General features: G+C 70.7%; 14 protein-coding genes and 1 pseudogene. 6 read left to right on the forward strand and 9 right to left on the reverse strand.

The window, feature by feature from the left end; genetic code table 11:
* Positions 1-109: 109 nt before the first annotated feature.
* Both ABTX78_RS11980 and ABTX78_RS11985 read left to right on the forward strand, forming a co-directional pair.
* On the forward strand, positions 110-4,276 hold the full coding sequence (locus ABTX78_RS11980) for a HAMP domain-containing hybrid sensor histidine kinase/response regulator (RefSeq protein WP_352206846.1): 4,167 nt from the start codon (positions 110-112) through the stop codon (positions 4,274-4,276).
* Positions 4,277-4,286: 10 nt separating this feature from the next.
* Entirely contained in the window at positions 4,287-4,868 is a 582-nt protein-coding gene (locus ABTX78_RS11985; RefSeq protein ID WP_352206674.1) for a response regulator, read from the forward strand.
* Positions 4,869-4,988: 120 nt separating this feature from the next.
* Here the strand turns inward: ABTX78_RS11985 and ABTX78_RS11990 are convergent, their stop codons facing one another.
* Together ABTX78_RS11990 and lepA are read right to left on the reverse strand one after the other, a co-directional pair.
* Entirely contained in the window at positions 4,989-6,878 is a 1,890-nt protein-coding gene (locus tag ABTX78_RS11990) for an AMP-dependent synthetase/ligase (RefSeq protein WP_352206675.1), read from the reverse strand.
* A gap of 389 nt (positions 6,879-7,267) precedes the next feature.
* Positions 7,268-9,133, reverse strand: coding sequence for a translation elongation factor 4 (gene lepA, locus ABTX78_RS11995; protein WP_352206676.1), 1,866 nt, complete (start codon positions 9,131-9,133; stop codon positions 7,268-7,270).
* A gap of 203 nt (positions 9,134-9,336) precedes the next feature.
* On the opposite strand from lepA, the gene rpsT reads away from it, so the two are divergent.
* The gene (rpsT, locus tag ABTX78_RS12000; RefSeq protein ID WP_313946374.1) at positions 9,337-9,603 is read left to right on the forward strand and encodes a 30S ribosomal protein S20; all 267 of its coding nucleotides are present in this window, start codon (positions 9,337-9,339) and stop codon (positions 9,601-9,603) included.
* Between the two features lie 433 nt (positions 9,604-10,036).
* On the opposite strand, the gene holA is transcribed toward rpsT, so the two are convergent.
* The gene (gene holA / locus ABTX78_RS12005) at positions 10,037-11,023 is read right to left on the reverse strand and encodes a DNA polymerase III subunit delta (protein ID WP_352206677.1); all 987 of its coding nucleotides are present in this window, start codon (positions 11,021-11,023) and stop codon (positions 10,037-10,039) included.
* A 57-nt stretch (positions 11,024-11,080) separates the two neighbouring features.
* On the opposite strand from holA, the gene ABTX78_RS12010 reads away from it, so the two are divergent.
* The gene (locus tag ABTX78_RS12010; protein WP_313946372.1) at positions 11,081-11,326 is read left to right on the forward strand and encodes a hypothetical protein; all 246 of its coding nucleotides are present in this window, start codon (positions 11,081-11,083) and stop codon (positions 11,324-11,326) included.
* A 12-nt stretch (positions 11,327-11,338) separates the two neighbouring features.
* On the opposite strand, the gene ABTX78_RS12015 is transcribed toward ABTX78_RS12010, so the two are convergent.
* The 6 genes and pseudogenes from ABTX78_RS12015 to leuS all read right to left on the reverse strand — a co-directional run bounded on the left by ABTX78_RS12015 (position 11,339) and on the right by leuS (position 21,084).
* The gene (locus ABTX78_RS12015) at positions 11,339-12,115 is read right to left on the reverse strand and encodes an arylamine N-acetyltransferase family protein (RefSeq protein ID WP_352206678.1); all 777 of its coding nucleotides are present in this window, start codon (positions 12,113-12,115) and stop codon (positions 11,339-11,341) included.
* A 185-nt stretch (positions 12,116-12,300) separates the two neighbouring features.
* A pseudogene (locus ABTX78_RS12020) lies at positions 12,301-14,913 on the reverse strand (ComEC/Rec2 family competence protein); the annotation flags it as partial.
* Complete coding sequence (locus ABTX78_RS36140; protein WP_502993853.1) at positions 14,910-15,662, reverse strand: ComEA family DNA-binding protein; 753 nt, start codon at positions 15,660-15,662, stop codon at positions 14,910-14,912. The pseudogene ABTX78_RS12020 and the gene ABTX78_RS36140, both read right to left, overlap by 4 nt.
* 628 nt (positions 15,663-16,290) lie before the next feature.
* Positions 16,291-17,136 carry a DegV family protein gene (locus tag ABTX78_RS12030; protein WP_352206680.1) on the reverse strand — a complete coding sequence of 282 codons (846 nt, stop codon included), beginning with the start codon at positions 17,134-17,136 and terminating at the stop codon, positions 16,291-16,293.
* Between the two features lie 136 nt (positions 17,137-17,272).
* Positions 17,273-18,097 carry a hypothetical protein gene (locus ABTX78_RS12035; RefSeq protein ID WP_352206681.1) on the reverse strand — a complete coding sequence of 275 codons (825 nt, stop codon included), beginning with the start codon at positions 18,095-18,097 and terminating at the stop codon, positions 17,273-17,275.
* Between the two features lie 131 nt (positions 18,098-18,228).
* Positions 18,229-21,084, reverse strand: coding sequence for a leucine--tRNA ligase (gene leuS, locus ABTX78_RS12040; protein ID WP_352206682.1), 2,856 nt, complete (start codon positions 21,082-21,084; stop codon positions 18,229-18,231).
* A gap of 612 nt (positions 21,085-21,696) precedes the next feature.
* Here leuS and ABTX78_RS12045 point away from each other — a divergent pair.
* Entirely contained in the window at positions 21,697-23,163 is a 1,467-nt protein-coding gene (locus ABTX78_RS12045) for a ferric reductase-like transmembrane domain-containing protein (protein WP_352206683.1), read from the forward strand.
* A complete protein-coding gene (locus ABTX78_RS12050) occupies positions 23,160-24,746 on the forward strand; it encodes a ferredoxin (protein WP_352206684.1) in 1,587 nt (528 codons plus the stop codon). Before ABTX78_RS12045 ends, ABTX78_RS12050 begins: the two co-directional genes overlap by 4 nt.
* Position 24,747: the final 1 nt, after the last annotated feature.

A 24,747-nucleotide genomic window follows, 5' to 3' on the forward strand; every position in this document is an offset into this window, starting at 1 on the left:
CAGAGACCTCGTGCCACCGCCCGCCTCTGCGGCCTCCCCGCCGCCCGCCGGGACGCCGGACGGCGGCGGCTGGATCCGGGCGTCGGAACTGCGCCCGCTGCTGGCCGCGATGACGTCGTTGCGCGACGGCGACTTCCGCGTCCGGGTGGCCGAGACGCACGAAGGCATGCCGGCGGAGCTGGCGGCCGTGTTCAACCAGATCGCCGCGCGCAATCAGCACTTCGCCGACGAACTGACGCGCGTGCGCAAGGAGGTCGTCCGCCACGGGCGGCTCGACGACCGGCTGGCTGCGAGCCCCGGCCAGGGCGCCTGGACCTCGGCGGTGACCTGGACGAACTCCCTGCTGGACGCCCTGGTCGTGCCGGCCGCGAACGCCACGCGTGTCCTGGACGCGGTGGCCGGCGGCGATCTGACCCAGCGGGTCGATCTGCACGACGGGAACCGCCAGTTGCGGGGCGATCTGCGCCGGCTGGGCCGCGCGGTCAACACGATGGTCGACCAGCTGTCGCTGTTCACCGGCGAGGTCACGCGGGTCGCGCGCGAGGTCGGCACCGAGGGCAGGCTCGGTGGCCGTGCCAAGGTCCAGGGGCTGTCCGGGAGTTGGCGGGACGTCACGGAGGCCGTCAACGCGATGGCCTCCCGGCTCACCGCCCAGGTGCGGGACATCGCCGCGGTGACCACGGCCGTGGCGCGCGGCGACCTGACCCGTACGGTGACCGTCGAGGCGACCGGCGAGCTGCTGGAACTGAAGCTCACCGTGAACACGATGGTCGACCAGCTCTCGGCCTTCGCGGACGAGGTGACCCGCGTGGCCCGCGAGGTCGGCACCGAGGGCCGGTTGGGCGGGCGTGCCCAGGTCCGCGGCGTGTCCGGGGTCTGGAAGGACCTCACGGACAACGTCAACTTCATGGCGTCCAACCTCACCAGCCAGGTCCGCAACATCGCCCAGGTCACCACCGCCGTCGCCAACGGCGATCTCTCCCAGAAGATCACCGTCGACGCCCAGGGCGAGATCCTCGAACTCAAGTCGACCATCAACACCATGGTCGACCAGCTCTCCGCCTTCGCCGACGAGGTCACCCGCGTGGCCCGCGAGGTCGGCACCGAGGGCAACCTCGGCGGGCGCGCCCAGGTCCGCGGCGTCTCCGGCGTCTGGAAGGACCTCACCGAGAACGTCAACTTCATGGCCGACAACCTGACCAGCCAGGTGCGGAACATCGCGCTGGTCTCCACGGCCGTGGCGCAGGGTGATCTGGGCAAGAAGATCACCGTCGAGGCGAAGGGCGAGATCCTCGAACTCAAGTCGACCATCAACACCATGGTCGACCAGCTCTCCGCCTTCGCCGACGAGGTCACCCGCGTGGCCCGCGAGGTCGGCACCGAGGGCAACCTCGGAGGTCAGGCTCAGGTCCGCGGCGTCTCCGGCGTCTGGAAGGACCTCACGGACAACGTCAACTTCATGGCGTCCAACCTCACCAGCCAGGTCCGCAACATCGCCCAGGTCACCACCGCCGTCGCCAACGGCGACCTGTCCAAGAAGATCACCGTGGACGCCCGCGGCGAGATCCTCGAACTCAAGGACACCGTCAACACGATGGTGGACCAGCTGCGTGCGTTCGCCGACGAGGTCACGCGGGTGGCCCGCGAGGTCGGCACGGACGGCAGACTCGGCGGCCGGGCCCAGGTGCTCGGCGTCACGGGTCTGTGGAAGGACCTCACCGACAACGTCAACTACATGGCGGACAACCTGACGTCGCAGGTGCGGAACATCGCCCAGGTGGCGACGGCCGTGGCGCAGGGCGACCTGTCGAAGAAGATCGACGTGGACGCCCGCGGCGAGATCCTGGAGCTGAAGACCACCATCAACACGATGGTCGACACGCTCTCGTCGTTCTCCTCCGAGGTGACGCGGGTGGCCCGCGAGGTGGGCTCCGAGGGCCAGTTGGGCGGTCAGGCGCGGGTCGAGGGCGTGTACGGCACCTGGAAGCGCCTGACGACCAACGTGAACGAGCTGGCGCTCAATCTCACGACCCAGGTCCGCGCCATCGCCGAGGTGGCGTCCGCGGTGGCCCAGGGCGACATGTCGCGCTCCATCACCGTGGAGACCCGCGGCGAGGTCTCCGAACTCAAGGACAACATCAACCTGATGGTGTCCAACCTCCGGGAGACCACCCGGGCCAAGGACTGGCTGGAGTCGAACCTCGCCCGTCTGGCCGGTCTGATGCAGGGGCACCGCGACCTGATGGAGGTCGCCGACCTGATCCTGCGCGAGCTGACACCGCTGGTGAACGCCCAGTACGGCGCCTTCTTCCTGGCCGACCCGGACGCCGACGGCACCCCGGCCCGTACGACGTCGACCACCAAGGGACTGGCCTTCATCGCCGGCTACGGCTCCGCCCAGTCGGCCACCATCGACACCACGGGCATGCCGGGTCACGGCCTGGTGCGACAGGCGGCCCTGGAGAAGAAGCGGATCCTGCTGGAGGAGGCGCCGCCGGATTACATCAAGATCAACTCTGGGCTGGGCGAGGCGTCCCCGGCCAGTGTCGTCATCATCCCGATCCTCTTCGAGGACAAGCTGCTGGGGGTGATCGAGCTCGCGTCGTTCTCCCGCTTCTCGGACGTCCACCTGGCCTTCTTCGACCAGTTCGTGAACACCATCGGGGTCGCGATCAACACCATCATCGCCAACTCCCGTACCGAGTCGCTCCTCGGCGAGTCCCAGCGCCTCGCCGTCCAGCTCCAGGAGCGCTCGGACGAACTCCAGCGGCAGCAGGCCGAACTGCAGCGCTCCAACGCGGAGCTGGAGGAGAAGGCCGCCCTGCTGGCCACCTCGTCGCAGTACAAGTCGGAGTTCCTGGCGAACATGTCGCACGAACTGCGCACCCCGCTGAACTCCCTGCTCATCCTCGCTCGGCTGCTGTCCGACAACCCGGACGGCCGTCTCTCCGACCAGGAGGTGCAGTTCGCGACGACGATCCACCGCTCGGGCTCCGACCTGCTCCAGCTGATCAACGACATCCTCGACCTGTCCAAGATCGAGGCCGGTCGTATGGACGTACGGCCGAAGAAGCTTCCATTGATCAAGCTGCTGGACTATGTGCACGCGACCTTCCGGCCGATCACGCTGGACCGCGGGCTGGCCTTCGAGGTCGCGGTCGGCGAGGACGTGCCGCGCGAGATGTACTCCGACGAGCAGCGGCTCCAGCAGATCCTGCGCAACCTGCTGTCCAACGCCATCAAGTTCACCTCCTCCGGCCGCGTCGAGCTGCGCGTCAACCGCGTCAAGGACCCGGACCGCACCCTGGTCAAGGGCGCGGAGGACCTGATCGCCTTCGCCGTCACGGACACCGGCATCGGGATCGCGCCGGAGAAACTGCCGGTGATCTTCGAGGCGTTCCAGCAGGCCGACGGCACCACCAACCGCAAGTACGGCGGCACGGGCCTCGGTCTGTCCATCAGCCGCGAGATCGCGGGACTCCTCGGCGGGCGCATCATCGCCGAGAGCGAGCCGGGCGCGGGCTCCACCTTCACGCTGTACGCGCCCGTGCTCTACCCGGGGCACGTCGCCGCGGAGAACGACGACCTGGGGCCCGGCCACACGGTCCAGGACCTGCGGACGCTGCCGCTGTCCGCGCCCGAGCACCAGCACCAGCACCAGCACCAGCACACCGACCATCTGCCGCGTCCGGAGCTGGACGACGGCTGGCCGACGACGACCGAGCTGGAGGCGTGGAAGTCGGGCAGCACGGGCGCGATCCTCGCGGGCCGCCGGGTGCTGATCGTCGACGACGACATCCGCAACGTCTTCGCCCTCACCCATGTGCTGGGCCGGGTCGGCATGCCCGTGCTGTACGCGGAGAACGGCCGCGAGGGCATCGAGACTCTGGAGCGCAATCCCGATGTCGAGCTGGTCCTGATGGACATCATGATGCCCGAGATGGACGGCTACGAGACGATCGAGGCGATCCGGCGCCGCCCCCTGTGGACCGATCTGCCGATCGTGGCGCTGACCGCGAAGGCGATGCCCGGGGACCGTGAGAAATCCATCGCGCAGGGCGCCAACGAGTACGTACCGAAACCCGTGGACGTCGACCGGCTGCTGACGGTCGTCTGCGCCCTCCTGGACCCCGAGAGCGAGCCGCATGCTTCGGCCGGGCCGCCGCCGCTGCCCGCGGAGCCGCCGGTGCCCGCGGGGCCGTCGGACGGGGATTCCGCTGTACCGGCGCAGCAGGACGGCGAAGGAGAGCCGGCCACTTCGCCGACCACCACGTGAGGCAGACACCATGACCGCACAGGCACCCGCCGATCGCGCGAGCATCCTGCTCGTGGACGACATGGACGACAACCTTGTCGCTCTCGAGGCCGTCCTCGGAGCCCTGAACGAGCCGATGGTGAGGGCCCGTTCCGGGGAGGAGGCGATGAAGGCGCTGCTGCGGCAGCGGTTCGCGGTGATCCTGCTCGATGTCCGGATGCCGGGTATGGACGGCTTCGAGACCGCCTCGAACATCAAGCGGCTGGACCAGACGAAGGACGTCCCGATCATCTTTCTGACCGGGGTGGAGGCCGACAGCAGCTATGCGTTCCGCGGATACGCCACGGGAGCCGCGGACTTCATGACGAAGCCCTTCGACCCGTGGGTGCTGCGGGCGAAGGTGAGCGTGTTCCTCGAACTGCACCGCAAGACCCGCCAGTTGGAGCGGATGCTGGCCGGCGAGCAGGAGCAGCTGGACACCATCGCCGCCCGGCTGAGCGCCATCGAGTCGGAACTCGGCCGGAGCGGACCGACCGATGTCCCGGAGCTGCGGGTCCAGCTGACGCGTATCGAGGAGGGCGTCAGGGAACTGCGTCGCGGGCGGAGCCGGTAGGCCCCGCCCGCGACGGCGTCTGCCGCGCGGGTGCCGTTCCTCGCGCCGCGGAGTGTCCACCGCGTGCGTGCGCGCCGAGGACGCCCTGTGGCGCGGGGCTGCTTCCCGCGCCGGGGGTGGCTACTTCTCGCGCGACCCGTCGTACATCTCGTCGATCAGGTGCTGGTACTCCCGCTCGACGACCGGCCTCTTGAGCTTGAGGCTGGGCGTGAGCTCACCGTGCTCGATGTCCAGGTCGCGCGGGAGCAGCCGGAACTTCTTGATCGTCTGCCAGCGCTGGAGCCCCTCGTTGAGGCGCTGCACATAGCCGTCGATCAGCTGCTGGGCCTCCGGGGTGGCCACGACCTCGGCGTACGACTTGCCACCGAGGCCGTTCTCCTCGGCCCAGCCGAGGATCGTCGGCTCGTCGAGCGCGATCAGAGCGGTGCAGAAGTTACGGTCCGCGCCGTGGACCAGGATGTTGGAGACGAACGGGCAGACGGCCTTGAACTGGCCCTCCACCTCGGCCGGCGCGATGTACTTGCCGCCGGACGTCTTGATCAGGTCCTTCTTGCGGTCCGTGATCCGCAGATAGCCGTCGGCGGACAGCTCTCCGATGTCACCGGTGTGGAACCAGCCGTCGGACTCCAGGACTTCCTCGGTCTTCTCGGGCAGACGGTGGTAGCCCTCCATGATGCCGGGGCCGCGGAGCAGGATCTCGCCGTCGTCGGCGATCCGCACCTCGGTGCCGGGCAGCGGCTTGCCGACCGTGCCGGTGCGGTAGGCCTCGCCGGGGTTGACGAAGGACGCGGCGCTCGACTCGGTGAGTCCGTAGCCCTCGAGGATGTGGATGCCGGCACCGGAGAAGAAGTAGCCGATGTCGGGGGCGAGGGCGGCCGAACCGGAGACGGCGGCGCGCAGCTTCCCGCCGAAGGCCTCCCGCAGCTTGGAGTAGACGAGCGCGTCGGCGACCTTGTGCTTGGCGCCCAGAGCGAAGGGCACGGAGGCGGAGCCGGTACGGCGGAAGTTGTCCTGCGAGGTCTTGGCGTACTCGCGGGAGACGCCCGCGGCCCACTGGAAGATCTTGTACTTCGCGCCGCCGCCGGCCCGGGCCTTGGACGCCACGCCGTTGTAGACCTTCTCGAAGATGCGCGGGACGGCGGCCATGTAGGTGGGCTGCACGACCGGCAGGTTCTCGATGATCTTGTCGACGCGGCCGTCCACGGCGGTGACGTGGCCGACCTCGATCTGGCCGGAGGTCAGCACCTTGCCGAAGACGTGCGCGAGCGGCAGCCAGAGGTACTGCACGTCCTCCTGGCCGACGAGCCCGGTCGACGCGATGGCCTTCGCCATGTACGACCAGTTGTCGTGCGGCAGGCGGACGCCCTTGGGCCGTCCCGTGGTGCCGGAGGTGTAGATGAGCGTCGCCAGCTGGTCGGCGGTGATCGCCCCGACCCGCTCCTTGACCGCCTGCGGGTGCTCCTCCAGGTACCGCGCGCCGCGCGCCTCGAGGTCCGCGAGCGAGAGCACCCAGCCCTCGGGGTCCGCGGCGTCCGGCTCGACGCCCGTGCTGTCGAAGACGACGACATGCTTGAGGTCGGGCAGCTCGGCCCGCCGCTCACGCGCCTTTGCGAGCTGGGATGCGTCTTCCGCGATGAGCACCCTGCTGTCGGAGTCGGAGAGGATGTACGCCGACTCCTCGGCGTTCGTGGACGGATAGACGGTGGTGGTCGCACCGCCCGCGCACATCACGCCGAGGTCGGACAGGATCCATTCGACCCGCGTCGAGGACGCGAGCGCGACCCTGTCCTCGGGCTGTACACCGAGGTCGATCAGACCGGCGGCGATGGCGTACACCCTGCCGGCGGCCTCGCCCCAGCTCAGCGACTTCCAGTCGTCGGGCCCCTCACCGGTGGCGGAAGGCACCGGGTAGCGGTAGGCCTCGGCGTCCGGCGTGGCCTCCACTCGCTCGGTGAACAGGTTCGCCACCGAGGGCGGTCGGTTCTCGATCAGGGTCTGTGTGTCGCTCACGACGTCCTCCGGGCCTGCGGCAGCACTGCACGACTGGCTGGTTTCTAACTGGCGAGTAACCATCGAGCCGTGATCAGAGTAAAGGGCACACTGCCGGCGCGTAAGAGGCAGCGGGCTGCCGCTTGATAACGAACCGAACGGCGGACGGCGGCGCCGATCCGATGATCGGTGTAACGGGCAGCTATTACCTTATTCGTTCTGCGTGCCGTCGCCGCGCGGGGGCTACGCCGCAGCCCGGGCCGGCCCGGAGACGACACAGGCGCCCGGCCGTGGTCCGGCCGGGCGCCTCCGCCCCGAACTGCTGGGTCCAGTGCGCGGGACTCACGGTCCTGCGCGTGGGGCTTCCGTGCGCGGAACCCAGCGGGTCCTGTGCACGGGAGCCGTCGGGTCTACTTCTTGCTCTTGGCGCCGTCGTCACTGGACAGCACGGCGATGAAGGCCTCCTGCGGGACCTCCACGCTGCCGACCATCTTCATCCGCTTCTTGCCTTCCTTCTGCTTCTCCAGCAGCTTCCGCTTACGGGAGATGTCACCGCCGTAGCACTTGGCGAGGACGTCCTTGCGGATGGCGCGGATGGTCTCGCGGGCGATGACCCGGGAGCCGATGGCCGCCTGGATGGGCACCTCGAAGGCCTGCCGCGGGATGAGCTCCCGGAGCTTGGCGACGAGCCGCACGCCGTACGCGTACGCCGCGTCCTTGTGCGTGATGGCCGAGAACGCGTCCACCTTGTCGCCGTGCAGCAGGATGTCGACCTTGACCAGGCTGGACGACTGCTCACCGGTGGGCTCGTAGTCGAGGGAGGCGTAGCCGCGCGTCTTGGACTTCAGCTGGTCGAAGAAGTCGAAGACGATCTCGGCCAGCGGCAGGGTGTAGCGGATCTCGACCCGGTCCTCGGAGAGGTAGTCCATGCCCAGCAGCGTGCCGCGGCGGGTCTGGCACAGCTCCATGATCGAACCGATGAACTCGCTGGGGGCCAGGATCGTGGCCCGCACCACCGGCTCGTGCACTTCGGCGATCTTGCCCTCGGGGAACTCGCTCGGGTTGGTGACGGTGTGCTCGGTGCCGTCTTCCATGACCACGCGGTAGACCACGTTGGGCGCGGTGGCGATCAGGTCGAGACCGAACTCCCGCTCCAGCCGCTCGCGGATCACGTCCAGGTGCAGCAAACCGAGGAAGCCGACACGGAAACCGAAGCCGAGGGCAGCGGACGTCTCAGGCTCGTAGACCAGGGCGGCGTCGTTGAGCTGGAGCTTGTCCAGCGCCTCCCGCAGCTCGGGGTAGTCCGAGCCGTCCAGCGGATACAGACCGGAGAAGACCATCGGCTTCGGGTCCTTGTACCCGCCGAGGGCCTCGGTGGCGCCCTTGTGCAGGGTGGTGATGGTGTCACCGACCTTGGACTGGCGGACGTCCTTCACACCGGTGATCAGGTAACCGACCTCGCCGACGCCGAGACCGTCGGCCGGCAGCATCTCCGGCGAGTTGGTGCCGATCTCCAGCAGCTCGTGCGTGGCGCCCGTGGACATCATGCGGATGCGCTCGCGCTTGTTGAGCTGGCCGTCGATGACTCGTACATAGGTCACGACACCGCGGTAGGAGTCGTAGACCGAGTCGAAGATCATCGCGCGCGCGGGGGCGTCGGCGACACCGACCGGGGCGGGCACCTCACGGACCACCCGGTCCAGCAGTGCCTCGACGCCGAGACCGGTCTTGGCCGAGACCCGCAGCACGTCGTCGGGGTCACAGCCGACCAGGTTCGCCAGCTCCTCGGCGAACTTCTCCGGCTGCGCCGCCGGCAGGTCGATCTTGTTGAGCACCGGAACGATCGCGAGGTCGTTCTCCATCGCCAGATAGAGATTGGCGAGAGTCTGCGCCTCGATGCCCTGGGCGGCGTCCACCAGAAGGACGGTGCCCTCGCAGGCGGCCAGCGAGCGGGACACCTCGTACGTGAAGTCCACGTGGCCAGGGGTGTCGATCATGTTCAGGATGTGGGTCTTGCCCTGGGAGTCGCCCTCGGTGGGCGCCCAGGGCAGCCGAACCGCCTGGGACTTGATCGTGATGCCGCGCTCGCGCTCGATGTCCATACGGTCGAGATACTGAGCACGCATCTGCCGCTGGTCGACCACTCCGGTCAGCTGGAGCATCCGGTCGGCAAGGGTCGACTTGCCGTGGTCGATGTGCGCGATGATGCAGAAATTGCGGATCAGCGCCGGGTCGGTACGACTCGGCTCGGGCACGTTGGTGGGAGTCGCGGGCACGCAGGGTCCTGATTCTTGAGACGCGGGGCGTCTCGTCTCGGGCGATGTCGGATCGATACGTAGCCTCCATGGTCCCATGGGAAGGGGACTGCGCTCGGTTTGGGCCGCTCGGACCACGACTGGTAGCGTGGGCAGCTGTGTCTCGTGCCCCTCTCGGCCCGGGACGCTCATCGAAGATCAACCGAACCTGAGAAGGCTCTTTCGTGGCGAACATCAAGTCCCAGATCAAGCGGAACAAGACGAACGAGAAGGCGCGCCTGCGCAACAAGGCCGTCAAGTCCTCGCTCAAGACCGCGATCCGCAAGGCCCGTGAGGCTGCTGCCGCGGGTGACCTCGAGAAGGCCTCTGTGGCCGCTCGTGACGCTTCCCGTCAGCTCGACAAGGCTGTCTCGAAGGGTGTCATCCACAAGAACGCCGCCGCCAACAAGAAGTCGGCGCTGGCCTCCAAGGTTGCTTCCCTCCAGGGCTGAGTGCTCTTGATTTGACGCCGGAAGGACCCGAGCGGGCCCTCTCTCTCCGCTCCCGACCGGCAACCCGACTCGCACGCGGCCTGCGTTCGCCACGCGGGTGCGAGTCTCCAGCAGAACCTTCGAAGGCCCCGGCCCGCTCTTCCTTCCCCAGGACGAGCGACCGGGGCCTTCGGCTTGCTCGGGGTGGGGGTGGGCGGTCGGTGGGCGGGGGCGAGGGCGAGGGTGAGGACGAGCCGGTACGCGGTCGGGTGGGGCGGAGCGTGGCCGGCTTCGGCCGGGTGCAGGTCGGCGGAGCCGGGTACGGGCGGGGCCGGGTACCGCCGAGCCGGGTACGGACCGGGTACCGCCGAGCCGGGTACGGACCGGGTACCGCCGAGCCTGGTACGAACCGGTAGGCCGAGCTGGCCGGGCCGGGGGCCGGCCGGTACAGGAGCTAGCGGCGGGAGCGGGCTGCTCGGGCGATCGTGACGACCGCCTTCTCCAGCGCGTACTCCGGATCGTCGCCGCCGCCCTTGACACCCGCGTCCGCCTCGGCGACGGCACGCAGGGCCACCGCCACCCCGTCGGGCGTCCAGCCCCGCATCTGTTGCCGGACCCGGTCGATCTTCCAGGGCGGCATGCCCAGCTCACGGGCGAGGTCCGCGGGCCTGCCGCCGCGGGCCGACGACAGCTTGCCGATCGCTCGCACGCCCTGTGCCAGCGCGCTGGTGATCAGCACCGGAGCCACACCCGTCGACAGCGACCACCGCAGCGCTTCCAGTGCCTCGGCCGCGCGTCCCTCCACCGCACGGTCGGCGACCGTGAAGCTGGACGCCTCGGCGCGGCCCGTGTAGTACCGCCCGACCACGGCCTCGTCGATCGTGCCCTCGACGTCGGCGGTGAGCTGGGACACCGCGGACGCCAGCTCCCGCAGATCGCTGCCGACGGAGTCGACGAGGGACTGGCACGCCTCGGGGGTCGCCGACCTGCCGAGCGCCCGGAACTCCGACCGGACGAACGTGAGCCGCTCGGCGGGCTTCGTGGTCTTCGGACAAGCCACCTCCCGCGCCCCGGACTTGCGGGCGGCGTCCAGCAGGCCCTTGCCCTTCGCGCCTCCGGGGTGCAACAGGACCAGAGTGATCTCCTCGGCCGGCGCGTCCAGGTACGCCTTGACGTCCTTGATCGTGTCGGCGGAGAGATCCTGCGCATTCCGCACGATGACGACCTTGCGCTCCGCGAAGAGCGACGGGCTCGTCAGCTCGGCGAGGGTGCCGGGCTGGAGCTGGTCGGCGCTGAGGTCCCGCACGTCCGTGTCGGAGTCGGCGGCGCGCGCCGCCGCGACCACCTGCTGCACGGCGCGGTCGAGGAGCAGGTCCTCCTGGCCCACGGCGAGCGTGACGGGGGCGAGCGGGTCGTCGGTCGAATTCTTCCTGGTGGCCATCGCGGTCCAGCATCCCATGGGCCACTGACACTCCGTCCCGTACCGGAGAATGGCCCGGTGAGTGAAGGACGACATGTACTGGTGCTGCCCGACCGCGACGCCGCCGAGGAGGTGGCACAGGAGCTGGCGGGCCGTTTCGGGGTAACCGATGAGCCGCAGCTCGTACGGGACGCTCTGGCGGGCGAGGACGACGCCGAGGACGCCCAGTGGCTGGTGGTGGTGGACGACCCGGCAGCCCGGCTCGACCCGATGGTGCTCGACGACTTCGTCGCCGAGTACGAGGGCTGGCTGGAAGCACCGTAGCGGCCCGGCCGTTCAGCCGCGGGTGCCCCGCGGGTCGGGCGGCAGTCGGTCGAGCTCCAGCCCGAAGTGGTCGCGGTAGGCCGCCAGGACCGCCGCGTCGTCGGCAAGGGGCTGCTCACGGCGCTCACCGTGTTCGGTGACGACGAGCCTGCGGCCGCTGAGCGTGATGCGGCCCTCCTCAGTGAGCCGCGAGCACACGACGGATTGGGTGAAGTGCGACTCCGGCGATGTGCGGTGCCACCAGGCTCCGGCTCGGAAGTCCTCCAGCGAACGCGGCCGCGTCGCCAGGCGGAACTGTGGCTTGCCGGCGCGGTGGAGGTCGATGTCGCCGAACTCCGTTTCGGTGATCCGGAACGTCCCGGCAGGATCGGCCTGCTCGCCGCGCTCGTCGAACGCCAGCGGATGGTGTGCGTGGTCCCCGAATCCGACGTCCGCCAGCCACCGGCCACTGCCGTCGGCCGGCTCCACCAGGAGTCCGAGGTGGTCGTACGGGATGCCCAGCCGGCCCCCGTCACCGAAGACGCGACCCTGCAGCAGAGTGACGGTGTATCCGAGGTCGCGGAGCAACGCGGCGAACGCGCCGTTGAGTTCGTAGCAGAACCCGCCCCTGCGCCCGTCCACCACCTTGGCGAGCAGCGCCTTGTCCTCCAGCACGATGTCCTCGCCGAAGTGCACGGAGAGGTTCTCGAACGGAACGGTGCGCAGGTGCCGCAGCTGCAGATCGCGCAGCGCTGCGGCGTCGGCGTGCTGCGGGCGGTCTGCACCGATGCGGCGGAGGTAGGCGTCCATGGGAAAAGTGTGACGCGTGGGCGCGCCGTCCACCATGGACCGCTGGTCCTGGACCCGTCGGACGAGGCCGTCCGGTCATGGGGACCGATCGGCTCCCCGCTCGCGAACCCCTTCCGGGCAGGGGTCAGTGGGCCCGCCACGTAGTCCCTGTCCCTGCCGTCCGGCTTCGCCGCATGGCGGCGACGGCGGCGCAGCGCGGCCCGCAGGTTCCGGCCCGCGCCCGTCACCGCGACCGGCCCGTCCGTGTCGGTGCGCAGCACCACCGCTCCCCCGGCCCGCAGCGCGTCCACGGTCCGGGGCGACGGGTGGCCATATGTGTTGTCCCTGCCGACCGAGATGAGGGCAAGACGCGGACGTACGGCATGGATCAGACCGGGATGCTGATGAGCCGAGCCGTGGTGCGCCACCTTGAGCACGTCGATCGGCGGCAAGACCGGGTAGGCCCGCAGAAGCCGCCGCTGGGCCGGTGGTTCGAGGTCACCGAGCAGCAGCACGGTCGGCCCTCCCTGAACACGGACGAACAGCGTGACGCTCGCGTCGTTGGGACCGTCGGGCAGAAATCCGGGGCCTGCGCCGGGCGCGGCGGAGCCGGGCCCGGCCGCCGGCCAGAGCACCTGCCAGGTCAGCCGACCGACCCGGCGCCGCTCCCCCACCACCGCGCGCACCAGAGGTACGCGGGCGCTCGCTACCGCTCGGCGTACGAAGGCGCTCTGCTCACGTGGTTCGTCGAACGTGGTCGTCTGCACCACTCCCACGGATCTGCCGCCCAGCACCCCGGGCAGCCCGCGGACGTGGTCCGCGTGGAAGTGGGTCAGCAGAACGAGCGGGATCCTGGTGACCGCGAGATCCCGCAGACAGCGGTCAACCGGCACGGGATCGGGCCCGGCGTCCACCACCACGGCTCCGCCGTCACCCGTGGCCAGCACCGTCGCGTCGCCCTGCCCCACGTCGCACATCGCGACGTCCCACGCGGCCGGCGGCCAGCCGGTGAGAACCCGGGTGAGCGGTGTCGGGCGCACGACTGCGAGCAGGAACAGCAGGATGCACACGACGATCGCCCACGGATGACGTGTCAGTCTGCGTGCCAGGAGGACGACCAGGCCGGTGAGGGCGGCGAGCAACAGGCCGCCCCGCCAGCCGCCCGGCCAGTCGGTGCGTGCCCCGGGCAGATCGGCCCCAATGCGGGCCACGGACGCGATCCACCCGGCCGGCCAGCCGGCGACCTGAGCCAGCACCTCGGCGACGGGCATCGCGACCGTGGCGACGGCCAGGGCGGCGAACCCGAGGACCGTGGCCGGGGCGACCGCGAGCTCGGCGAGCAGATTGCAGGGAATCGCCACCAGACTCACGCCGGCCGCGAAGACGGCGACCACCGGAGCGCACACGGCCTGTGCCGCGGCGGCGGCAGCCAGGGCTTCGGCGAGCCGCGGAGGCACTCCTCTGCGCTGGAGAGCCTCGCTCCAACCGGGAGCGATGACGAGCAGCGATCCGGTCGCCAGGACGGAGAGAAGGAAGCCGTAACTCCGCGCGAGCCAGGGGTCGTACAGCACCAGCAGGAGCACGGCGGCCGCGAGCGCGGGGAGGAGCGATCGACGGCGCCCCGTGCCGATGGCGAGCAGGGTGACGGCGCCACAGGCCGCCGCGCGCAGCACGCTCGGCTCCGGTCTGCACACCACCACGAAGGCGAGCGTCAGGGCCCCGCCGATGATCGCGGTCCCGCGGAGCGTGATGCCCAACCGGGGTGCCAGACCGCCGCGTTCGGCCAGCAGCGCCCGTCGCGGCGGCCCGATCAACAGGACGAGCACGATGGTCAGGTTGCTGCCGGACACGGCGAGGAGATGTGTGAGGTCCGTCGCCTCGAAGGCGTCCTGAAGCTCCGGTGTGATCCGGGAGGTGTCTCCGACGACGAGCCCGGGGAGCAGCGCGCGGGCGTCGGGGTCCAGGCCGTTGGTCGCCTCGCGAAGCCCGGCCCGGAGCTCACCCGCCGTGCGCTGAAGCGCTGTCGGAGGCCCGACGACTTCCGGTCCGTCCGTCTCACCCGCTCGCAGCACGGCCGCGAACCGGTCGCCCGGATGCGACGGCGGCATCAAGCGCCCCGCCAGCCGCAGCCTGGTCGAAGGCAGCAGCCCCTGCCATGACGCGAGTCTCCGTGCGGGCATATCGGCCCGCACCATCACGAGTAGCGGCGTCCTGGTTCTGGTGACCGCCCCGCCCGATGTGGTGACCAGGTTGGCTTCCGCGTCGAGGAGCAGGAGGCGTCCCGCACTTCCGTCGCCGCGGGCCGGGGTCTGTGGGCGAGTGAGGCGGGGATCTGACGTGACCGTCAACTCGACGGTGGCGTACGCGTATTGATCCGCCAGAGCGGGCAGCGGTCCCCGTCTAAGATCCGCGCCGTGCAGCCCGGCCGAGGCCGCGCCGGCCGCCGCGCACAGCAGGATCCCGGCCAGCGCGGTGACGTTGACGCGCCGCCGTCCCGCCGGTGCGGCGGAGTCGCCGCCGGATGCCGCCCCCGTACCCGCCGGTGCACGACCAGTGGCCGACGTACGTGAGGTGGCGGGTCCGAGGCTGCCGGCCGTCCCACTGATCACGCGCATCACCAGCGGCAGCAGAGCCGCGAGGACGACGCAGACGATCACTCCCGTCACCGTCCACCACCCGTCCACGCCCAGCGCCAGCGCCGACGCGGCCCAGGCGGCCAGGGCCGGCGGAACGAGCCGTAGATCGGCCGGCCCCTCCTGGCGCGGGTCGGACGCTCCCAGCCGGTGTCCCGACGCTGCGTGCACCGCTGGGCGCGTCATGGCCGCACCAGGTTCTGAAGGTCCGCGAAACGGCGGTCACCGATCCCGTTGACCTCGCGGAGTTCGTCGACCGACCGGAAGCCGCCGTGCTGCGTGCGGTAGTCGATGATGTGCTGCGCCAGCACGGGACCCACGCCCGGTAGGGTGTCGAGCTGTTCCGCCGTGGCCAAGTTGAGGCTCACCGGACCCGCGGGCTGAGCACCCGAGCCACCGGCTCCGCCCGCCGAAGCGCCGATGCTCCCACCCGCCGGGCCCGCACCGGCACCGGCCGCCCTCGGCGGGACAGGCAGCCCCACCACGACCTGCTCGCCGTCGATGAGCACCCGAGCCCGGTTGAGTGCGGTGAGATCCGTGCCGGGCTTGACGCCTCCGGCCGCGTGCAGCGCGTCCGCCACCCGTGATCCGGCAGGCAGTTGGAGAACGCCGGGCCGCCTCACCTTGCCGCTGACATCGATGACGATCCGCCCACTCGGAACTGTGGCGGACGGGACCGCCGCTCCTGGCGAAGGGCCCGGTTCGGAGGCGGTGGCGGGAGCCGCCGCGCCCCGCTCGACCAGCTCGGGAGCCCGCACGGTCTCCGGCCGCCCCACCCAGAAGTGCTGGGCGGCGAAGACAGCGGCTGCCACCAGGACGACAGCAAGCGCCGCCAGAGCCCGTGGCTCCAGCCCGCATCTGAGCTGCACCCACAGCGGCAACCTCTCGCGCACGGCGAGCCCGGTCCATCGCCGCACACCCGGACTCGGACCCATGCCGCCACCCGGACCAGGGCCGGCGCCCAGACCCACAACAACACCGACACCCGGCGCGCCACCAGCACCCGTACCCGCGACGCCACCCGGGCTGCCGCCCGCACCCGTGCCCGTGCCCGACGAGCCGGCACCACCATGCGCCGCGCCGACCTCCGAGACACCGGTCCCATCGGCACGCGCGCCCGCACACGCACCCGTCCCGGCGGCACCCGCACCGGCACCGGCACCCGCACCCGCACCCGCACCCGCGAACAACGCGTCCGCCCGTCGCCGTACCGCCGTCGCCTCGCCGGCTGGTACGCGTCTCCCCCGCCCCCCTGCCGTCCCCACCGCGGAGACCGCACCCCGGGCAGCACCCGGACCCGGACCAGGGTCGGAACCAAGCCCCGAGCCGGGCCCCGGACCCGGACTCGCACCCGTACTCGGACCCGGCCCACGCCTCACACGGGCGCGGCCGTCCGACGCCGGGGCGCGCCCCGGCCCACTTGTCGCGGAACGTGAACGTGATCGAAGAGCCATGTCACGAGACGGTAGACACGTCCACCCGAACCCGCGGAGCAGGCCCAATTTCCGTGGAAAACCACCCCGTTGTGGATATCTCCGTCACTCGAAGGGGTCGCTTGGCACCTCAGCGCGGTGAGACGACCGCCGCGAGCAGTCCCGGACCGGTGTGCGCCCCGATCACCGCGCCCACCTCGCTCACATGCAGGTCCGCGAGCCCCGGCACCCGCTCCCGGAGCTTGTCCGCGAGCACCCCCGCTCTTTCCGGTGCGGCCAGGTGGTGCACCGCGATGTCCACGGTGCTCGCGCCCGCTCGTCCGACGACGATCTCCTCCAGCCGGGCGATCGCCTTCGAGGCCGTGCGCACCTTCTCCATCGGCACGATCCGGCCGCCGTCCAGCTGAAGCAGCGGCTTCATCGCCAGCGCCGACCCCAGCAGCGCCTGCGCGGCCCCGATCCGCCCGCCGCGCCGCAGGAAGTCCAGGGTGTCGACGTAGAAGTAGGCGGAGGTACCGGCGGCCCGCTTCTCCGCGGCGGCCACCGCCTCGTCCAGCGTGCCACCGCCCTCCGCCGTCTCCGCGGCGGCCAGCGCGCAGAATCCGAGGGCCATGGCGACCATCCCGGTGTCCACCACCCGCACCGGTACCGGAGCGTCCTTGGCGGCCAGCACAGCGGCGTCATACGTGCCGGAGAACTCCGACGACAGGTGCAGGGAGACGATCTCGGTCGCACCCGCTTCGGCGCGGGCACGGTAGGTCTCCGCGAACACCGCGGGGCTCGGTCGCGAGGTGGTCACCGGACGTCGCTTCTGCAACGCCAGTGCGAGCGAACGCGCCGAGATCTCGGTGCCCTCTTCGAGTGCTTGATCGCCGAGTACGACGGTCAGAGGCACCGCGACGATGCCGTGGCGCTCCATCGCCGGTGGCGGCAGGTAGGCCGTTGAATCGGTGACGATCGCGACATGGCGGGACATGAGCGGGAGGTTACCCGGCGGCGGGGCGGGACGGCAGCCCGGCCCCTCGTCGGCACCCGCGCCACCGCTGCCCACGCCGACAGCCCGTTGCTCTCGTCGACCGCATCGCGCCGCCCCAACCCCCGGACCCGACGGCTCAGTTGGTCGTCTCCGGCCGAGCGGTCTTCTGCCAGGGGTATGTGGTCGCCTGCCGCGGATCACGCGCCGTGATCGCCTGCGGCTGACCCTGCTGCCCCGGCTGAGCCGCGGACGACGAAGGAGCCTCCGCGGAGTCGGCGGCCGCGGCCGATCCCGTCTGCCCCGCCGTGTCCACCTCGGGCCAGGTCTGCCCGGGACCGGCCTGCTCGCCCGCGTCCGGCCAGGCGCCGTCCCGGCTCCCGGCCTGCCCCGTGACCGGTGCCCCGGCGGACGGGTCCTCGACCGACCAGTGCCGCAGCGCCCCGGCCTCCATGTCGATCTGCGTGCTCAGCGCGTCCAGGTCGTCCTCGGCGAACTTCCTCGCCCGGTCCCGCGCCGCCCACCGCAGCGACTCGGCCGAGTGCACGATCCGATCCGTGCGCTCGCGCAGGCCGGGCAGCAGCGAGGCGACCGTCGACCGGTCGGGCTCGCGCTCCAGCCGCTTCAGCTCGTCGTCCAGCTCATGCCCGTGCACGCTCAGCCGCTGGAAGAGGGAGATCGACTCGGACAGCGACGCGTCCTCGCCCGCTCCCGCCTGCAGGGCGTCCTGAGTGGCCCGCATCGATGTCCGCAGGGACAGCCGCAGCTGCGCCAGCTCGCCGACGACCCCGCCCTGTCCGTAGCTCCTCGCCCGCAGCGAGGTCTCCTCGACGGTGCGACGTGCCTGGGTGACCGTGCGCTCCACGCCACGCTTGGCCGCGCCGACGGCCTTCACCGTCACAAACACCCCCAACGCGACAAAGGCGACGAAAAGCAGCGCCAAGATGAGAATCGCGGCTTCCATGAGCGCCCCTTCGGCGTCGGATGTAGTTCCTCCACGGTAAACGGAACGGGCAGGCCGAGGGTTCCATCGGAACCCCCAACCTGCCCGTAGGGGATGCCCCGCACCCCTGGCGAAACCCCCCAGAAGGGGTACTAGGCAGGAACGATGTTGACCAGCTTCGGCGCCCGCACGATCACCTTGCGGATTCCGGCGCCGTCCAGCGCCGCGACCACGGCCGCGTCACCCAGTGCCAGTGCCTCCAGCTCCTCGTCCGAGATCGACGGGGAGACCTCCAGCCTCGCCTTCACCTTGCCCTTGATCTGCACGACGCAGGTCACCGACTCATCAACGACGTACGCCGGGTCCGCGACCGGGAACGGCTGGTACACGACGGAGTCGGTGTGACCCAGCCGGCGCCACAGCTCCTCCGCGATGTGCGGGGCCAGCGGCGCGATCAGCAGCACCAGCGCCTCGGCGACGCTGCGCGGCAGCGGCCCGCCCACCTTGGTCAGGTGGTTGTTCAGCTCGGTGATCTTGGCGATCGCGGTGTTGAACCGCAGCGCCGACAAGTCCTGACCGGCGCCGTCGATCGCCTTGTGCAGCGCACGCAGCATCGGCTCGTCGGCCTCGGTGTCGACGACCGTGACCTCGCCGGTGGACTCGTCGACGACATTGCGCCACAGCCGCTGCAGCAGCCGGTACTGACCCACGACGGCCCGGGTGTCCCACGGCCGGGAGACGTCCAGCGGCCCCATCGCCATCTCGTACAGACGCAGCGTGTCGGCACCGTACTCGGCGGAGATCTCGTCCGGAGTGACGGCGTTCTTCAGGGACTTGCCCATCTTGCCCAGCTCGCGCTTGACCGGCTCGCCCTCGAAGAAGTACGCGCCGTCCCGCTCCTCGACCTCGGTGGCCGGCACCGGGAAGCCTCGGCTGTCCCGGTAGACGTAGGCCTGGATCATGCCCTGGTTGTACAGCTTGTGGAACGGCTCCGCGGAGGAGACGTGGCCCAGGTCGAACAGCACCTTCGACCAGAACCGCGCGTACAGCAGGTGCAGTACGGCGTGCTCGGCGCCGCCCACGTACAGGTCGACACCGCCGTGCGGCATGCTCTCGCGCGGCCCCGTCCAGTACTGCTCGATGGCCGGGTCGACCAGCTTCTCGCTGTTGTGCGGGTCCAGGTAGCGCAACTCGTACCAGCACGAACCCGCCCAGTTGGGCATGGTGTTGGTCTCGCGGCGGTACCGCTTGGGGCCGTCGCCCAGGTCCAGGGTGACGTCGACCCAGTCCTCGTTGCGTGACAGCGGGGTCTCGGGCTGGGTGTCCGCGTCGTCGGGTGCGAACGTCCGCGGCGAGTAGTCCTCGACCTCGGGCAGCTCCAGCGGCAGCATCGACTCGGGCAGCGAGTGCGCGACGCCGTCCTCGTCGTAGACGATCGGGAAGGGTTCGCCCCAGTAGCGCTGGCGGCTGAACAGCCAGTCGCGCAGCCGGAAGTTGACCGTGGCCTCACCGACGCCGCGCTCGACCAGCCATTCGGTGATCCTGGCCTTGGCCTCGGCGACGTCCAGGCCGTTCAGTGAGATCTCGTCGTTCGAGGAGTTGATCGCAGGACCCTGGCCGGTGAACGCCTCGCCCTCCCAGCCCTCGGGCGGCTGCACGGTGCGGATGATCGGCAGCTCGAAGGCCTCCGCGAACTCCCAGTCCCGCTCGTCCTGTCCGGGGACGGCCATGATCGCGCCGGTGCCGTAGCCCATCAGCACGTAGTCGGCGACGAACACCGGGATACGGGCGCCGGTCACCGGGTTCTGCGCGTACGCGCCGGTGAAGACGCCGGTCTTGTCCTTGTGTTCGGTCTGCCGCTCGACGTCGCTCTTCGTCTGCGCCTGCTTGCGGTACGCGGCCACGGCGTCGGCCGGCGTCGCGGCGCCGCCGGTCCAGGCCTCCTTGGTGCCCTCGGGCCACTCGGCGGGCAGGATCGAGTCGATCAGGCCGTGCTCAGGCGCCAGCACCATGTAGGTCGCGCCGAACAGGGTGTCGGGGCGGGTGGTGAAGACCGTGACCGGCTTGTCGCTGTGGCCCTCGACCGTGAAGTCGACGCGGGCGCCATCGGACCGGCCGATCCAGTTGCGCTGCTGCAGCTTGATCGCCTCGGGCCAGTCCAGCGCGTCCAGGTCGTCCAGCAGCCGGTCGGCGTAGGCGGTGATGCGCATGTTCCACTGGCGCAGCTTGGCCTTGAAGACGGGGAAGTTGCCGCGCTCGGATCGGCCGTCGGAGGTGACCTCCTCGTTCGCCAGGACCGTGCCCAGCCCGGGGCACCAGTTGACGGGGGCGTCGGAGGCGTACGCCAGGCGGTACTCACCCAGCACGTCCGCCCGCTCCAGGGCGCTCAGGTCGCTCCACGCGCGCGTGGAGCCCGGAACGGCCCGCTCGCCGCTCTCGAACTGCGCCACCAGCTCAGTGATCGGACGGGCCTTCCCGGCGTCCTCGTCGTACCAGGAGTTGAAGATCTGGACGAAGATCCACTGGGTCCACTTGTAGTAGTCCGGGTCGATCGTCGCGAAGGACCGGCGCTGGTCGTGGCCCAGGCCCAGCCGGCGCAGCTGGGCCTTCATGTTCTCCATGTTGGCCTCGGTCGACACCCGGGGGTGGGTGCCGGTCTGCACGGCGTACTGCTCGGCGGGCAGGCCGAAGGCGTCGAAGCCCAGGGTGTGCAGGACGTTGTGGCCGGTCATCCGCTGATGACGGGCGTAGACATCCGTGGCGATGTAGCCCAGGGGGTGCCCGACGTGCAGGCCCGCCCCCGAGGGGTAGGGGAACATGTCCATGATGAACTTCTTGGGGCGCGCGGCCATGGCGGGATCCCCGGCCAGGTCGCCACGGGGGTTCGGCGCCTCGTACGTGCCCTCGGCGTCCCAGAAGTCCTGCCAGCGTGCCTCGATGTCGGCAGCCATCGCAGCGGTGTAGCGGTGCGGTGCGGCCACCTCGGCAGCAGAATTCGTCTCGCTCATGATCCTTGAAGCTCCATCGGTCGTCTCTGCTCGAGCCCTGTCATCACCCGGGTGAAATGAAAAATCCCCTCGCACAGGAGGGGACGCCGCGCCGATTCCGACCGGATCTTTCATCCGTCGGGACTGATCAGCGCGGCCGGCTAAGCAGAAGGCGTACGGCACGCATAGACGTCAGGGTACCGCAGAGAGCGATCCCGTTGTGTGGCGCAGACCTCTTCGCCGACCAGAGACAATCGGCGTTCCCTTCCGTATCTATCCGTACGGGGATCAGGACTGGCCGCTGACAGGCGGTCCGAACGAGGGCGGGGAGATGTCACGAGAGATGCCGGCATACGCCTGGACAGCCGCCGATCCACCCGGGAGGCACTGGGGTTACCCCGCGTATCGACCCTATCCAGGGCAACCCCAGAGTCAGTTGCCTGTGGTTCCGCTCTCTAAACGCCAAAACGTCGTACCGCCCGGTATGGGTCGCCTTAGCATGCGTCAACGGGACCGCATTCCCCGCACCTTCGGAGTCGCCCCATGAACCCTCGTCGCAACAACCGATCGTCACCCTCACCGAGCGCCGGCCTCAGCCGACAGGCTCAGGGTGGCCTGACGGTCGCTGCGTTCGTGCTCATACCGCTGATAGCCATCCTTGGGAGTGACAGTTTTCGCGCAGCGCTCGACTTCACCACCGGGGTGCTGTCGCTGGTCTCGCTCACCGCGTCCATCGCGTGGGGCCTGATCGCGACGGACCGGCTGCTGCTGTCCCCGCGCCACCGACTGCTCGCCCAGGCGATCCACCGCGGCACGGCGACCGCATCGCTCGGCTTCCTGCTGCTGCACGCGACGGTGAAGGTGACCCTCGGCCATGTGGCACTGATCGGCGCTCTCATCCCGTTCGGGCTGGGCGTCACGGGCACGGACGGCCTGATCGGCATGGGCTCCCTGGCCGGTCTGTTCATGGTGATCGCGGGTGCGACCGGAGCGATGCGCAGCGCCCTGGCCGGCAACATCAAGGCCGCGGGCCGCTGGCGCACGCTGCACATGCTGGCCTATCCGGCCTGGTGCTTCGCTTTGGTGCACGGCCTGTACGCCGGCCGTCCGGCGGCGACCTGGGTGACGACGATGTACTGCCTGGCCCTCGCGAGCGTCACCGGCGCCGTGTCGGTACGGCTGCTCCCGCGTCAGGTGCAGCGGGGTATCGCCGACAGGATCCTCGCGCTGACCGGCCGCCGTGCGGGCGCCGGCCGCGCCGAGGAACCGGGGCTGCGGGACATGGCGACCTCGCCCCTGCCCGGTTCGACAGGGCTGACCGCGCCGGTCGGCCTCAACCGGATGAACGGCATTCCCACGCAGCGCCCGGTCGAGCCCGAGTTCCAGCGCCAGTCCGCGTTCGGACAGCCGCGCAGGCAGCCCCGGCTCGAAGCCCCCTCGCCCCAGCTCTACGAGGCGCCTCCGCCGCCCGAGGCGGAGCCCGTCGTCGGCGCCGGTGGTGTCGGCGCGGGCACCGGGATCTCGGCCGCCTACCGCGCGGTGTCCCTGGCGGGCGATCCGAACGCCCCGCTCGCCGAGCGCATCCCGATGACCGAGGAGATACCGGTGGTGTCGGAGGACGGTCCCGCCCCTGGCATGTGGCCGACCCCCTCGCCCTCTCCGCCCGCGCAGGCCTATCCGGCCGAGCCGGTTCCGCCGCCCGCCACCCCCTCGTACGACACCCCCGCGTACGACCCGGCGGCCTTCCGCACACCGGCCGCCGCCGCACCCCCGCCCGCGTACGACACCGGGTCCTTCCCGACCCCGTCCTACGACACGGGCTCCGTCCCCACCCCGGCGTACGACACCGGCTCGTTCACCGCGCCCGCGTACGAAACGGGCACCTTCCCCACCCCGTCCTACGGCTCCGGGTCGTTCACCACCCCCTCCTACGAGAGCCCCCTCTACGACCCGCCCGCCACGTCCCCGTACGAAGCAACTCCCACCCCGTACGACACCGGTAGTCCCACCACGTACGACGAAACCCGAGCGATGCCCGGACCGCTCTTTCCGCCTCCGGCCGGAGAGCCCTGGAACGCGCCCGCAGGAGACCGACCTTGAACGCCCCCCTCCCCGATGTCCCCGAGGTCCGCGTCGTCGGCCTTCCCCAGCTGACCCAGGGGTTCGACCTGGTCGAGCGCCTCGATCTCCAGATGCACCTCAAGGTGCACGGACCGCTGGAACCGATGACCGGCGAGCGGCTCGCCCAGCTCGCCGAGGAGATAACCCTGCGCGGCCGAGGCGGCGCGGGATTCCCCTTCGGCCAGAAGCTGCGTGCCGTGGCCAAGTCCGCCATCCGGCGCGGGGTGCGGCCCGTCGTCGTGGTGAACGGCAGTGAGGGCGAGCCGGCCTGCCGCAAGGACACCGTTCTGCTCAACCGCGCTCCACATCTGATCCTCGACGGGGCGCTGCTGGCGGCCGAGGCGCTCGGGGCACGCACTCTGGTCGTCGCGGTGACCCGCAACTCCACGGAGATGTCGATGCGCGCGGCTCTCGCCGAGCGCGGTCTGTCCGACCGGCGCGGGCAGCAGCTGCGCGCGCGCATCGTCCGCACGCCCGAGCGCATGGTCTCCGGTGAGGCCTCCTCGGTCATCCGCGCGATCAACGGTGGCCCCGCCCTGCCGCCCGGCCGCCGCGAGCGTGCGTCCGACACCGGCGTCGGCGGCGCCCCGACCCTGCTGTCGAACGCGGAGACCTTCGCGCAGCTCGCCATCGGCGCCCGAATCGGATCCCGCCGCTACAGCAACACCGGAGTGGGCTCCGAGCCCGGCACGGTCATGCTCACCATCTCCGGCGCGGTGGCGCGCCCCATGGTCGTCGAGGTCCCCACGGGCGTCCCGCTGCGGTACGTCCTCCAGCTCGCGGGCGCCCCGCCACTGCCCCAGGGCGTCCTGACCGGCGGCTACCACGGCAACTGGATCGACTCGGTGGCCGTCCACGAATCGCTCGTCTCGCGTGAGTCGCTGGCGGCCGTCGGCGGCTCGCTCGGCGCGGGAGCCATCCTGCCCATCGGACCGGAGACCTGTCCGCTGGGCGAGGCGCTACGGGTGGCCAACTGGCTCGCGGCCGAGACGGCCGGCCAGTGCGGCCCCTGCAAGCTGGGGCTGCCCGCCGCGGCGGGTGGTCTGGCGGACGTCATGAACGGCGGCGGCCCGGCCGCCCTGGAGGCGTTGCGCGAGGTGACGCAGGCCGTGAAGGGGCGCGGCGCCTGCAAGCACCCGGACGGTTCGGCGCGGTTCTTCGCCTCGACGCTGTCGGCGTTCACGGACGATCTGGCGGCGCATGTGCTCCACGGCGGCTGCGGCCGCGAGACGACCGGTGTGCTGCCGCTTCCGCTGCCCGGGTACGAGGAGGCCGAGGAGTCGATCCCGAGTGGCGAGAAGGTCTTCATCGACTGGACGCTGTGCCAGGGCCACGGGCTCTGCGCGGACATCATCCCAGAGCTGATCCGGCTCAACCCGGACGGCTATCCGTCGGTGGCCGACGCGGTCGTTCCGATGCACATGCGCGGTCGCGCGGAGCGGGCCGTACGGCGGTGCCCGGCGCTGGCGATGCGCATCGAGCAGACGGCCGCTCCGGCTCCGAAGGCCCGGGCCGAACTGCCCGCTCCGAACCGCAAGGCCCTCGGCAGCGGCCGCGGTTGAC

It is taken from the genome of Streptomyces sp. NPDC096193, from assembly GCF_040302905.1.
Taxonomy (GTDB): Bacteria; Actinomycetota; Actinomycetes; order Streptomycetales; family Streptomycetaceae; genus Streptomyces.